Source organism: Pedobacter gandavensis (genome assembly GCF_032677645.1).
Taxonomy (GTDB): Bacteria; Bacteroidota; Bacteroidia; order Sphingobacteriales; family Sphingobacteriaceae; genus Pedobacter; species Pedobacter gandavensis_A.
Map to the genome: position 1 here is coordinate 265,708 of NZ_JAVTSB010000005.1, position 12,466 is coordinate 278,173.

Sequence of the window (12,466 nt, forward strand, 5' to 3'; positions counted from 1 at the left end):
AATTAATTCGTATTTTGTGTTTGCCAAAATCAAGCTTATGAAAGCGATTCAATTTAACTCCTACGGAGATTCTTCAGTATTGCAATTACAGGAAGTTGCGACACCAGTCCCAAAAGCACATGAGTTGCTGATCCATGTGGTCGCTACGACCATCAACCCTTTCGACATCAAAAACCGCTCAGGGGCGATGAAAGCCTTTGTTCCGATTACCTTCCCCTATATTCCGGGCACCGATGTTTCCGGAATGGTATTAGAAATTGGTGCAGCAGTGACCCGGTTTAAGGTTGGCGATCTGATTTTTGCAACGGCCTCCCATGGAACTTATGCAGAATATGTGTGTATTAACGAAGAAACAGCTTCGCTGATTCCGGATCAGCTGAGCATAAATGAAGCTGCTGCACTCGCTGTCCCATTGAATACCGCTTACAGTATTTTAGTAGAAAGCGCTAAATTACAACCCGGCGAAAAGGTATTGATTCATGGTGCCGGCGGCGCTGTAGGTATGGTGGTGCTGCAAATGGCAAAAGCATTAGGGGCTGATGTTATTGGTACCGCTTCGGGCAAGGGACTGGAACTGATCTCTTCTTTAGGCGCCAATGAGGTGATCGATTACAAAACTCAGGACTTCAGCGAGCTGGTAAAAGACCTGGATTTGGTGGTTGACCTGGTTGGCGGAGAAACACAGTTGAAATCTTATCCTTTGGTTAAAAAAGGCGGGAAATTATTAAGCATTGTGATGCCCCCTGATGATGAACTCGCTTTAAACCATGGAATTACCGCACAGTTTATCAATTCGGTAGGCTCGCATAAAAAGTTAGATTTCGGAAAGCGGCTGGTAGAATCCAATAAGATCAGGATAGAAGTAGCCAAAGTAATGAATATTGCGCGGGCCGCAGAAGCGCAGGATCTGGTTTCTGCAGGTGGCTTAAACGGGAAGATTGTGCTGAACTTTTAAACGCCTTTTTCCTGAATCAGGATCTTAAATTTACAGCCCATATCCATGATAAAGGTATGCCTGAGCATCGCTATTTTTCTCGCTGCCAGGGCGATGTCTTTTTCAGCGGAAAAGGTTTTCATCAGGAAGTCATTGAAACCCAGTTGGAGTAAAAACTCTCCCTGGCTGGTAAATACGGTATCATTCAGACCGTATTTACTGCCCCAATAACTTAATGCAGAGAAATTAACATGGGTAGTAAGGTCCTGTTCGCCCATATTGGCGTAATAATCCGCATTAACCGTATGGTTTCTAAAACAGCATAAAGTTCCTTCCGCCCTACTGCTTCTATACATTTCCTTAGACACATCGCCATAATCAATCGTCATGACGCAGCCTTGCGTTAAGGCTTCAGCAATTGCTTTGATCCATGAAATTGCCTGGAGGTTGATTTCTGTCTGATAGCCAGGGGGAAGGACCACGTTTAACTCGGAAAGGTAGTCGGTTAAGGCGGGAGATGCGGGCTTCAACACTTCTTTAAAATTCTTGTCTACAAATATTTCCATCAGCTGCTCCTTCATGATGACGCGGTGGACAGGGAAATTATCCAGTAGTTCATTGGAGAATACGCAACCCCGAATGTCTTTAATCTCCGCAATATTGGCATGCCATTCTACCTTTTCCAGGAGCCTGTTTTCATTAAGCCTCGCTTTTTCCAGATCTACCATGACCGGACTTCTTTCAATGATGCAGTAGCGAAGGTTTTGATACATTTCGGTGTTGTTTTGAAGCGCCATCAGGATATCTTCAGCTAACTTACCGGTTCCCGCACCATACTCCACGATGGTAAAGGGCTTTTTCCCCATGGAACACCATAGTTCTTCCATTTTTTTTGCAATCAATGCCCCAAATACATTCCCCAGATAGGCGCTGGTATAGAAATCACCTTCCTTTCCGATTTTAACTGGCTGCGTACAGTAATAGCCGAACTCTGGATCATAAAGGCACCTTTCCATGTAATCACAGAAAGAAATCGGCCCATTATTCCGTATTTGTGCTTTGATTAGCTTGGGAAGACCTGTCATAAGATTTGATTACAACCCTATAAAACAGTTCAGCTGGCGCATTGTTTATTTAACAAATCGCTAAGGATGAAGAATTATAGGGTATTGATGATGATCTGTCTGGTGATGACGGCCTTCCAATGCTGCCGTCCTTCCGGAAATCCCAGGATAGCCGGAGATCAAGCCATTGAAGAACAGCTACAAGAAGCCATGTTTGTCCAGCGCGCGGCAATTGATGGGATGCAGGCGATTACTTTAGGGCGGCTTGCGGCCGAAAAATCTGTTCAACCTGCACTAAAAAGCTATGGCTTGCAAATGGCCAGAGATTACCTGGAAATCAACACCTCCCTGAAGCTCCTGGCTGATTCAAAAGGGATAAAGCTCCCTGATTCCTTACCAAAGGAAGAAGAGAACCGCCTCCGTCAGATGCGGAAAATGAAAGTCGAATATTTTGAAAAACTATACCTGAGAATTACGACTGCGCGTTTACGGAAAGACATCGTACTCTTTAAGGGAGCCGAAAAAGCGCCAGATCCTGCGATTGTTAGTTTTGCAGGCAGCCATCTACCAAAACTGGAACAGCAGCTTCAAAAGGCTTTGGCGCTTCAATAAACGGGATGTGGCAAACCGGGTTTACTGTCCGGCCAGATAAGATTCGTAATCTTTTATCACTTGTGCAGCATAGGCTCTGGCATAATCCTGTACGGCATTCCAATCGGCATCAGAAAAGGCAAAATCATTTAATTCGTCATGGTTTGCAGATCCTTTTATGCCTGAGCTACGCAATTGTGCGGATGCGGTAAGCATAGCCATGTCCTGAATGACGTTTTTAAAGTCTTTAACCCTGGCTTCCAGCTTCGCTAAATTTATTTTGTCGGCGGAGGGCTGCAACTCCTGGATTACAAAATCATCATCGTTAAAAACAAGATGACTGAGTAAAGCCGGAGACACATTCTGCATATTATATTTAGTAGTACAAATTCGCAGTGCCTCAGATTCCCATTCTGGCTGTTTCACCTTATTAAAGGGCAATAACGATGATTTCATGGCCTGTTTGACATCCAAAAACATCAATTTACCTGGCTTTGCGGTATTTTGCAACAGCAATAGGTATCGTTTTAAGCCCATACTACCCGTCCCGGCCAGCCTGAATACGGCATCTTTTACCTCATAGGGAACGGAGAACATACCAGACTTCGCCAGGTACTTCGTGATATGAACAATCAGGTCTTTTTTCAAGCTCTTTTCCAGGGGAAAATGAGTTTCGTTATTGATTTTGATCGACAATTGATCCTGTCCTCCGTCGGTATTCTTCTTAATCATTTCTTTCTCTTTTCTCAGGGCTGCATTTTCAAGAAAGGTACGCACGACACCCCTGGCTGTCCGGGGGTCAATAAAACCGGCTTTACCATTTTTCAACCTGGCCACATAGGCGGACATAAAAAGACTGGCCATCTCTTCTGCCAGAGTTCTGGAAAGCTTAAAACTATCAAAAGCTACATATATGCTGCTGAGCATCCTGACCATTTCCCAGTTTAATGGGGCGAGCATGGATTCATCAAAATCATTTAAGTCGAAATAGACTTCCCGGTTATTCCCTTTAAAGCTGCCGAAATTTTCCAGGTGGAGGTCTCCGCAAATCCAGGTTAAAGGAGATACGGGGAAGTTTTTTACCCTGGACAGGTCCTCATAGAAAAGGTGACAGCTTCCTCTGAAAAAGCGAAAAGGGCTTTCGGCCATTGCTTTATATTTCAAGGCCAGCATATCAGGAAGTAGACCTTCATTAAATTCTTTTATACGCGCTGTAACGGTGTTACTCATCATTTTTTTGTTTGTATTTACCATTCAAAGGACCTGACGGATTGCTGTTTGAGCAACCAGTTATTAAAAGTCTCAAGCCGGTCTCCTCTTCCGGAAACCTGTGCCTGCCAGATCAGCTGCCCTTCCGAGCGCGATACTTTGATATTTAAACAACGTAATTTTAGCGTTTCCAACCGCTCAGTAAGTAAGGAACTGGAATCTGCAAGATTTAAAACCACCTTATAATCGCGGTGTTGAAAGCGGTAGTCTATCCAGAATTGGATATAATCCATCGCATACAGGATAAATAAGGACAACAGCATGGAAATTCCTGCCAGTTCATACGCTCCTATTCCTACCAACATGCCAATGGCCGCGGAAATCCATATTGAAGCGGCCGTAGTAATGCCTGAAACGGAGATGTTGTTCCTGAATATCACGCCTGCACCTAAAAAGCCAACACCGGTAATGACATTTGCGGCTACGCGATCACGGTTCGCATCTACACCCAGCAGATAAGAGCAGATGGTGAAAATGGTGGAGCCAAAACAGATCAGGGCCAGCGTACGAAATCCGGCAGATTTACCACGGATTTCCCGCTCAAAACCAAGGATACTGCCAAAAAGTACGGATATAAATATCTTCAGTATCTCATCGCCATAGATATGGCTGGAGTTAGTCAGGATTGAGTTCAAGGGCGAAAGATATAACGGCTTGTAATTTAGCTACAAGCGGCTATATAAATATACCAGAAATTCATCAGAAGAACAATGGCCGGCGCCATACAACCATTCGTCCAGAACAAAATCAATAATTGCTGTCGGCGCAAGCTGTTCAATTTTAGGAAAGCATTGTTTTCAGCTCCTTCAAAAGCAGTGGAAATTCCCTGAAGCCTTCTCTTCCGAGGAAGTGACCCCCATTAGCGACTTCGATTAGTGGAGCATCCAGCGCCCATGCCTGTTTTTTGGTCAGTTCAAAAGGAACAATTGAATCATCGATAGAAGCTATGACCAATCTTTCAGGTACATTTTGAATCAGGCTTTCTATAGAAATCTGCTCCTCCAGGAAACCATCCAGCTCAGGAATATCTTTTAAGGGTTCTAAAAAACCAGACACGAGGATCATACCAGTGGCTTTCAATTGATAGCGATTGAGGTATAAAAGCAAGGAAATACAACCGAGACTATGACCTACAAAATAAGTCTGCGCTGTGATCTTTACATTTTCTTTTAAATGACTGATCCATGCTTCCCGTTGTGGTTTACTGGAATCCGGCATGGCCAGGATATGAACAGGTACACCCGCTGTTTCAAGTTCGGCCTTTAACCAGTCGAACCAATGATCTTTTACGCTTGCCATGTAACCATGGACTATATAAACTTGTTTCCCGTTCATCGTTCTCAAAAGTATAAATTCCGGGAGAAGATACAAGCTGGTTATTAAAAAACAAGGCGCCTCCCGGGATAGGAAAGCGCCTTTGTTTTTTTTCAGGGAGGTATTTATTTAGGGTACTATTTAATGCGTGTTATTTTGTTTCCATAATGCTGATGGCATATCCACCACCCGGCGCGCAATACTGGCTTAATTTACTGCCTTTATTCACCTTAATGCTTTTAATCACATAAGCTTTAGGATTATGCTCATAATGAGCATCTTTTCCATCTGCATAAATCGTTGCGGTGTACTTTTTACCGGCATCCAGGAAGTCTAGCTTTATTTTAGATGTTCTACCGTTTTCATCGCAGGTACTTCCTACAAACCAGTTGTTCGTTCCCTTGGCTTTTCTGGCGAAAGTAATGTAATCTCCAGGCTCTGCTTCGAGTACTTTCGTATCGTCCCAATCTACCGCTACATCTTTGATGAACTGGAAAGCATCCTTGTGTTTATTGTAAGTTTCCGGTAAATCCGCAGCCATTTGTAGTGGACTATACATCGTCACATATAGCGCCAACTGACGGGCAAGCGTACTGTGTACGAAAGAATTATTGTCCGGATTGTAGGCGCTGATTTTAGTTTCAAAGATCCCCGGAGTGTAATCCATCGGTCCGCCCATTAACCTGGTGAAAGGTAAAATGGTGGTATGATCGGCATTGTTGCCACCAAAAGCTTCATATTCTGTGCCTCTTGCGGCTTCGTTAGCCAGTAAATTCGGGAAGGTGCGGCTCAATCCTGTAGGTCTTACGGCCTCATGCGCGTTTACCATAATTTTATACCCCGCTGCTTTCTCTATGGCGTATTGGTAGTGATTCACTAACCATTGTCCGTAATGATGCTCCCCTCTTGGGATAATATTACCCACGTAACCGCTTTTTACAGCGTTGTAGCCATTATCTACCATAAACTTGTAGGCTGTATCCAGATGACGTTCGTAGTTGCGCACAGAGGATGAGGTTTCATGATGCATCATGATTTTCACATTTTTAGCTGCTGCATAGCGATGTAGTTCTTTGACGTCGAAATCAGGGTAAGGTGTTACGAAGTCGAAAACATAGTCTTTAGTTTTTCCAAACCAATCTTCCCAGCCTTCATTCCATCCCTCTACCAATACGGCATCCAGACCGTTTTCTGCGGCGAAGTCGATATATTCTTTTACTCTCTTTGTGTTTGCAGCATGCTTACCGTTTGGTTTCGTTTTGCTGTAATCGGTTACACCCAATTGTACATTGTCCAGATCGTTATAAGCCCAGGTACTTTTTCCGGTGATCATTTCCCACCAGACACCCACGTATTTGATTGGTTTAATCCAGTCGGTATCTTTAAATTTAGTTGGTTCGTTTAAGTTTAAGATCGTTTTAGAAAGGAGGATATCCCCTGCTTTATCGCTCACAATGATGGTACGCCATGGGGATTGTGTTGGCGCCTGCATATAGCCCTTATCGCCAATGGCATCCGGTGTCAATACGGATTCAAGAACCATATTCTGATCATTCAGCTCTAAAGACATCGTTGAATAATTGATCAGGGCCGCTTCATGGATGTTAATGTACAGCCCATCTTTACTTTTCATCATTAAAGGCGTTTGTAATCCTGTTTCTGAAAAGGTCTTTTGAGAGACGTTTGGCGTTACAGCCTCTTTCATTTTACCACGGACTTCAGAAAGATTTGAAGTTATGGTACTGTATTCCTGTGTATCATAATCGCCAGGTAACCAAAATGCTTTATGGTCTCCAGCTAAAGCGAATTGCGTTTTTTCTTCTTTAATGGTGAAGTAGTTCAGGTTTTTCTGCTGAGGGAATTCATATCTGAAACCCAGACCGTCGTTGAACAGTCTAAAGCGAACAATGATAAAGCGGTCGCTTTCTGGTTGTTTAAGCGTTACTGCAAGCTCGTTATAGTTGTTGCGGATGGTTTTCACCTCTCCCCAGACTGGTTTCCAGCTTTCATCAAAGCTGCTTTGTTTCGTATCTCCAATTTGAAAACCGTTCAAAAGATCCGGTACATTTTTCAATTGAAAACCTAGTGTGCTGGGTTTGATGACCGCCTTACCTTTATAGGAAAGCTGATAGGTTGGGGTTCCGGCATTGCCGAGGCTAAACTTTAAACTCAGGTTGTTGTCCGGAGATTTTAGCTCCTGTGCGTTGGCAGAGGAAGTTGTTGTATAACAGAAACAGATCATCAGAATGAACTTAGAAAGGTTTGTGATACGGGGTTTGCGAAATGAAAAGGTGCTCATACCTGTAGGTTAAATTTGGTAGGCGAGCCCACAGCGGACTGCCGATTCAAAAGTAACCGCGAATTCCTTTGTTCGACCTCCGGTTTTTAAAAATGTAGACCTAAATTTAGGTTATTTATCTTTTAATTAGGTAGTTGCATTATTTACAGAGCCTTAAAATGTAGAACTAACGTGGTTAAGATGCAGCTATTGTACCGATTTCCCTGACATAATCCTCGAAGTTTTCGCGTGGAACGATGGCTTTATTCCTCACTTTCGTTCTGTAATTGTAGATGGTACTCATCGAGCAGCGTAGAAAAGCAGCAATCTTTGCCGTGTCGTTTATGCCTAGTCTCAGCAAAGCATAAATCCTTAGTTCGGTGTTTAGTTCTCCTGGCTTTAGCTCAAAGCGCTCTTCTGCGATGAGCAGGTTGTTAAATTCGGTTACGAAATCAGGGTACAGGTGCAGGAAGGTATCGTCGAAATTCTTGTACAATGCTTTTAGCTCTGCGGTCATCAGTTCTGTAGATTTCAACATTTTCAAAAGCGTTTCCATGTTACCGGTACTGGCTTTCTTGTTTAGAGATTTCCGGTAATCTTCGAGCTTGTTGATGTAGTTCGAACACAGGTCAAGAAAGTTTCCGATATACTCTTCTTTGATGTGGTTTGCTTCCTGAAGCTGACTGTTTGTCGCGTTCAATTGCTGATTTACATTTTGCAGGTCCTGGTTTAACGTTTTCAAAAGCTTGTTTACTTCTTGTAGCTCCAGTCTGCTTTTTTCCAGGTTTTTCATTTGCCTGATCACGTAGATGACTGCGGCAATTAATCCGGCAGAAAGTACACTAATCAATGCCAGCAGGAGAAGTAACTGGGTTCTTTGCTGTTTTACTTTCGTTTGGTGGGCGGCGTCTATGATTGGAAAAATCTTAGAGATCACGATGGTACGCAATGCGGCATTACAGAAGATGGCATCTTCCATGGATGACTTAATATAGGGATAAGCCCGGTCTAAATCGCCGGTTTCGTAAAGTGAAATGGCCAGTTCCTGTAAGGAGGTGTTCTCTTTAATCGCGTTCCGGATATCGGAAATGGCCGATAAGGCAAAATACTTTTGCTGTAGCGGGGTGTCTCCTAAGTGTTTATAGACATTTCCTAAAGCGGAACTCCAGATTGCATATTCGTGGCTGTTGGCTTTTACCCCGGCTAAGAGGTTCAGCAAGATCTTTTCTGCTGCTTTATATTCTCCGGAGCTGCTTAGTTTTTCTGCGTAAACGCCTTTGTAGTTTCTGGATTCTTTTGGCAACACCTGCAGTAAGGAATCTCTGTAAGCCGTATTGTATTGGCGATATTTTTCCGTATTGACGTTATGGTAGGCCGCAAGATTGCTGTAAAGGTCTTTGTAGGCTTGATATAGACCGATTTTCAAATTTGTGGTCAATTGACTGGATTGCAAACTTCTCAATAGGCTTGCTGCGTCCATAGACATACCTGCAATGGCGTAAAGTGCGGAAAGCTGTAGTTTAGATTCCGCGATTCTTGAGGGATCTTTTAACTGATAAGCGATTTCCAGATTGCGGTTGACAAATTTTATCGCAGAATCGCTTTGGTAAGGTTGGTATTCCTCGTAAAGTTTAGTGTAAAGTGCGTAAGTGTTTCTTTTTAACAGTTCAGGGCTTTCTTTTGATTCTTTTGGAGACCTAAGTTCTTCTTTAAGAATGGCAATGCGGGCTTCCCTCCTGTCGGAGTAGATTTTTTGGTGTTGGATGGTTTGGTCGAGCGTTTTTAGCAGGGAGTCTAATTCAGGTATACTAACGCTTGCATAGCCGGATGTCATCCTGGAGATTAATAGAAAAATAAGGAGGAAAACTTTTTTATGTTGTGGAGACACGGGCATAGGGTTGTGCCACAAAACTATTGAAAAACTAATGATATCGGGAACAAATTATATCCTAAATGCGGCTTTGAATTAGATCAGGATCATAATTACTACAACTGGTCGAAAAACAGCTAAATAGCTATCCAAGTCGAAGTTCAGTGGAATGGCCTTAAGCCATTCCACCATTTGCTCCGATATTTTGCGCAGTTATCCATTTTGCTTCATCACTGGCAAGAAATACGACCACTTTGGCGATATCTTCCGGTTCTCCGATGCGGTTAAAAGCAGAAAGGGAAGCGAGACGGTCTATAACCTCCTTAGGTTTTCCAGTGGTAAACAACTCCGTATTGGTTGGACCGGGAGAAATGGAGTTCACATTGATGCCCCTATCCCCGACTTCTTTTGAAAACACACGCGTAAGTTGTTCTACCGCTGCTTTTGTGGCTACATAAGTACTATAACCCGGCAACATGATTCGGTTTACCGAGGTAGAAAAGTTAATGATACTACCTTTATCGGCTAAACGTGTAGCCGCTTCGCGCATGGTATTGAAGGTTCCTTTTACATTGACATCAAACTGCTTTGCGAAATCTTCATCTGTTGTGTCTTTTAGTAATTTCGTGATCATGATCCCCGCATTGTTAACCAATACATCGATCCTACCGTAATGTTCAATGGCCTGATCGAACAGGGATTTAACCGCAGCGGAATTGCTAACGTCTGCCTGAATTGCGATAGCTTCGCCACCTTGTGCGAGGATTTCAGTAACCGTTTGATCCGCTGCTTCCTTGCTCCCTGCATAGTTTACGATTACCTGAGCCCCCGCAGCAGCGAGGTGCTGTGCGATGCTGGCGCCAATACCTCTTGATGCACCGGTTACCAGGATTACTTTATCTTTTAACGTATTCATGTTTTCTTTATTTGAGGATTCAAAGATCAGCTAATGATCAGTTCAGAAAAGGACAGCTATTAAAGAATTACTTGTTAAATTCTAAGATAGGAACATATATTAAGCACTTAGGTGCTGCTTGCGATACGCTATCGGTGTAAGCTGGGTATGTTTCTTAAAGTAATTGCTAAAATGGGTAGGCTCTGTAAAACCCAGCCTAAAAGAGATCTCTTTGATGGAGGCGTCCGACTGCTGTAACAACGCTTTTGCTTCTGCTACTGTTTTTTCTGCAATCCAGCCGCTTACCGGTTTCCCTGTCTTGGTTTTAATCACCGTACTCAGGTAATTGGGATGCAAATGCTGTAAATCTGCATAATCCTGCACACGAAACAATACCTTATCTTCTCTTAAAGCTAAGGCTCTGTAATGTGCTTCCAGATTCTGTTTAAATGTTCTCACAATAGCAGAAGTACGGTCGCCTTCCATAATGGGGTTATAATCCTGCCAGAAACAGGCTTTGATTTTTAACAATAAGGCCACAAACAAACTGGCGATAACCTTATTTTTATAAGGAGAGTTCCCTTGCTGTTCTTTAAGAATCAGTTGGTAAAGCTGTTCAATTTCGGCAAATTGTCCCGCCAGTATTTGCCTTGGTTGAACAGTCTCTGTGAGTAAAAAAGAAAAGTCCAGAAATACATTAGCATGAAAATTAGTTTTCAGGAAGGACTCCGTAAAAGTAATCAGATAGGCATCGGTAATTTCTTCCCATTCAAAACTCCTGTAATTTCCGGGATTAGTGAAATAGATGGTGCCCGGGCTAATGTCAAATGACAATTCATCTATAACATAACTCCCCCTGGCATCCTTAACAAAGACAAAGCTGAAATAATCAGGGCGGTGAGCGATAGATTTAAAAGGCAGGTCCTTGAACGTTTCTTTTAAAGCATGAACGGTAAAGCCTGTTGATCCCTGAACGGAATCTACAGGTAAGCCCATCGTTTTATACAAATCTGCCAGATCTTTAGATATCGCTCCCGTTTGTTGCATATAGTTCCAGATTGAATAGGCGAAAGTAATTGTTTTCTACCTATCGGGATCTATTAAATTTTTGAGCAAACGTTTAAACCTGGCCAGCCCCCTCTGATATCCTTTCCAGATGCGTTCCATGTGCGGATTACTCCTCTTCATCATCCAACCATGGTTACTTAATGGTTGATTAATCCCTCATAGGTCTAATTGACCTTTTAACCATGAATTGAGGATGACCAGAGATTGTATTTAGATTGAATATGTCTTGAACTTTTATCAAAATCAACAAGAGCAGAAGCCGAAAGAATGACTACATTAACCCCCGATAACAAGCTGCTTATCAATAAACAACAACACTATGGGAAGTTTACAAAATGGACTGTTTGGTGGATTTAACGGCCGGGTAGGCAACTTAGTCGGCTATGAGCTGAACGGTAAAAACGTAATCAGGACCATTGGGCATAGCGGCAAGCCCCTCAGCCCTGCCAGAAAGATCAATTGTGACCGCATGACCATCGTGAACAAGTTTCTCCGCCCTATCAGTTCTTTTATTAAAGTCGGCTTTAGGCTAAAAGTGGTAGGTACGGATAGAAACTTCTATAATGAAGCTGTTTCCTACAATAAAAAACACGCGGTAACAGGTGTATATCCTGATGCTGAACTTGATTATCCTAAGGCCATGTTGAGTATGGGGACACTTTTGAAAGCAGAAAAACCGTCCATACAGCATGTAGGAGCAGAAATTGAATTCAGCTGGGAAGTTCCTGCCGATCTACCCTGGAAAAATCAAAAAGACCGGGCCATGTTATTACTCTACTGGCCGGATCAGAATCAGCACACGCATATCCTCAGTGGATCTCACAGAAAGGATGGAAAACAAAGCGTTCAGATTGACCAAAATCTTGCCAGTCAACGCGTAGAGGCCTATATTTCCTTTGTTAATGAGGATGCAACTGAAATTTCTGATAGTGTTTATGCGGGAAGTATCGCAAAGCAAGAGCCGCTGTCTGTAGCTACATCAGAAATCGCTGATTTTAAAGAAAGTCCCATTAAAACCGTTAAAAAACAGTTTGCTGTTAAGGTTAATTCCGTAATTAACACTAAGGTTGTTGCAAAACTCAAACTGAATTCCTACCTGAATACAAAGGTAAACTCTCCTTTTCAGCCTCCTGCCAGGAATAAAATCCCCGACCAACCGAACTAGTCAGGATTTGCCCCTTTT

Annotated in this window: 11 protein-coding genes; 3 read left to right on the forward strand and 8 right to left on the reverse strand. The window is 42.9% G+C overall.

From position 1 onward, the window contains the following. Window positions 1-37 precede the first annotated feature (37 nt). Window positions 38-955, forward strand: coding sequence for an NADP-dependent oxidoreductase (locus R2Q66_RS10505; protein ID WP_316748602.1), 918 nt, complete (start codon window positions 38-40; stop codon window positions 953-955). Here R2Q66_RS10505 and R2Q66_RS10510 read toward each other — a convergent pair. Beyond that, window positions 952-1,950 (reverse strand): class I SAM-dependent methyltransferase, encoded by a 999-nt coding sequence (locus R2Q66_RS10510; RefSeq protein ID WP_316748604.1) that lies wholly within the window; start codon window positions 1,948-1,950, stop codon window positions 952-954. The genes R2Q66_RS10505 and R2Q66_RS10510 overlap by 4 nt on opposite strands. Before the next feature lie 135 nt (window positions 1,951-2,085). On the opposite strand from R2Q66_RS10510, the gene R2Q66_RS10515 reads away from it, so the two are divergent. Continuing rightward, entirely contained in the window at window positions 2,086-2,610 is a 525-nt protein-coding gene (locus R2Q66_RS10515) for a DUF4142 domain-containing protein (RefSeq protein ID WP_316748606.1), read from the forward strand. 21 nt (window positions 2,611-2,631) lie between these two features. On the opposite strand, the gene R2Q66_RS10520 is transcribed toward R2Q66_RS10515, so the two are convergent. From R2Q66_RS10520 to R2Q66_RS10550, 7 genes are all read right to left on the reverse strand, one after another. Continuing rightward, complete coding sequence (locus R2Q66_RS10520; protein WP_316748608.1) at window positions 2,632-3,822, reverse strand: DUF2252 domain-containing protein; 1,191 nt, start codon at window positions 3,820-3,822, stop codon at window positions 2,632-2,634. A gap of 14 nt (window positions 3,823-3,836) precedes the next feature. Further along, window positions 3,837-4,493, reverse strand: coding sequence for an MgtC/SapB family protein (locus R2Q66_RS10525; RefSeq protein ID WP_316748610.1), 657 nt, complete (start codon window positions 4,491-4,493; stop codon window positions 3,837-3,839). A 145-nt stretch (window positions 4,494-4,638) separates the two neighbouring features. Continuing rightward, complete coding sequence (locus tag R2Q66_RS10530; RefSeq protein WP_316748612.1) at window positions 4,639-5,193, reverse strand: RBBP9/YdeN family alpha/beta hydrolase; 555 nt, start codon at window positions 5,191-5,193, stop codon at window positions 4,639-4,641. 130 nt (window positions 5,194-5,323) lie between these two features. After that, on the reverse strand, window positions 5,324-7,471 hold the full coding sequence (locus R2Q66_RS10535; RefSeq protein ID WP_316748614.1) for a glycoside hydrolase family 97 protein: 2,148 nt from the start codon (window positions 7,469-7,471) through the stop codon (window positions 5,324-5,326). Between the two features lie 175 nt (window positions 7,472-7,646). Beyond that, a complete protein-coding gene (locus tag R2Q66_RS10540; RefSeq protein WP_316748617.1) occupies window positions 7,647-9,284 on the reverse strand; it encodes a DUF6377 domain-containing protein in 1,638 nt (545 codons plus the stop codon). A gap of 211 nt (window positions 9,285-9,495) precedes the next feature. Further along, a complete protein-coding gene (locus tag R2Q66_RS10545; protein ID WP_316748619.1) occupies window positions 9,496-10,236 on the reverse strand; it encodes an SDR family oxidoreductase in 741 nt (246 codons plus the stop codon). Between the two features lie 99 nt (window positions 10,237-10,335). Continuing rightward, window positions 10,336-11,262 carry an AraC family transcriptional regulator gene (locus R2Q66_RS10550; protein WP_316748620.1) on the reverse strand — a complete coding sequence of 309 codons (927 nt, stop codon included), beginning with the start codon at window positions 11,260-11,262 and terminating at the stop codon, window positions 10,336-10,338. A 340-nt stretch (window positions 11,263-11,602) separates the two neighbouring features. Here R2Q66_RS10550 and R2Q66_RS10555 point away from each other — a divergent pair, with 340 nt between their 5' ends. Next, a complete protein-coding gene (locus R2Q66_RS10555; protein WP_316748622.1) occupies window positions 11,603-12,448 on the forward strand; it encodes a DUF6266 family protein in 846 nt (281 codons plus the stop codon). Window positions 12,449-12,466 lie beyond the last annotated feature (18 nt).

Excerpts from the sequence above, each read along its gene's own strand:
- R2Q66_RS10520 (WP_316748608.1), bottom strand. The coding sequence starts at position 3,822 with ATGATGAGTAACACCGTTACAGCGCGTATAAAAGAATTTAATGAAGGT.
- R2Q66_RS10530 (WP_316748612.1), bottom strand. The coding sequence starts at position 5,193 with ATGAACGGGAAACAAGTTTATATAGTCCATGGTTACATGGCAAGCGTA.
- R2Q66_RS10515 (WP_316748606.1), top strand. The coding sequence starts at position 2,086 with ATGAAGAATTATAGGGTATTGATGATGATCTGTCTGGTGATGACGGCC.
- R2Q66_RS10550 (WP_316748620.1), bottom strand. The coding sequence starts at position 11,262 with ATGCAACAAACGGGAGCGATATCTAAAGATCTGGCAGATTTGTATAAA.
- R2Q66_RS10555 (WP_316748622.1), top strand. The coding sequence starts at position 11,603 with ATGGGAAGTTTACAAAATGGACTGTTTGGTGGATTTAACGGCCGGGTA.
- R2Q66_RS10545 (WP_316748619.1), bottom strand. The coding sequence starts at position 10,236 with ATGAATACGTTAAAAGATAAAGTAATCCTGGTAACCGGTGCATCAAGA.
- R2Q66_RS10535 (WP_316748614.1), bottom strand. The coding sequence starts at position 7,471 with ATGAGCACCTTTTCATTTCGCAAACCCCGTATCACAAACCTTTCTAAG.
- R2Q66_RS10510 (WP_316748604.1), bottom strand. The coding sequence starts at position 1,950 with ATGGAAAGGTGCCTTTATGATCCAGAGTTCGGCTATTACTGTACGCAG.
- R2Q66_RS10540 (WP_316748617.1), bottom strand. The coding sequence starts at position 9,284 with ATGACATCCGGCTATGCAAGCGTTAGTATACCTGAATTAGACTCCCTG.
- R2Q66_RS10505 (WP_316748602.1), top strand. The coding sequence starts at position 38 with ATGAAAGCGATTCAATTTAACTCCTACGGAGATTCTTCAGTATTGCAA.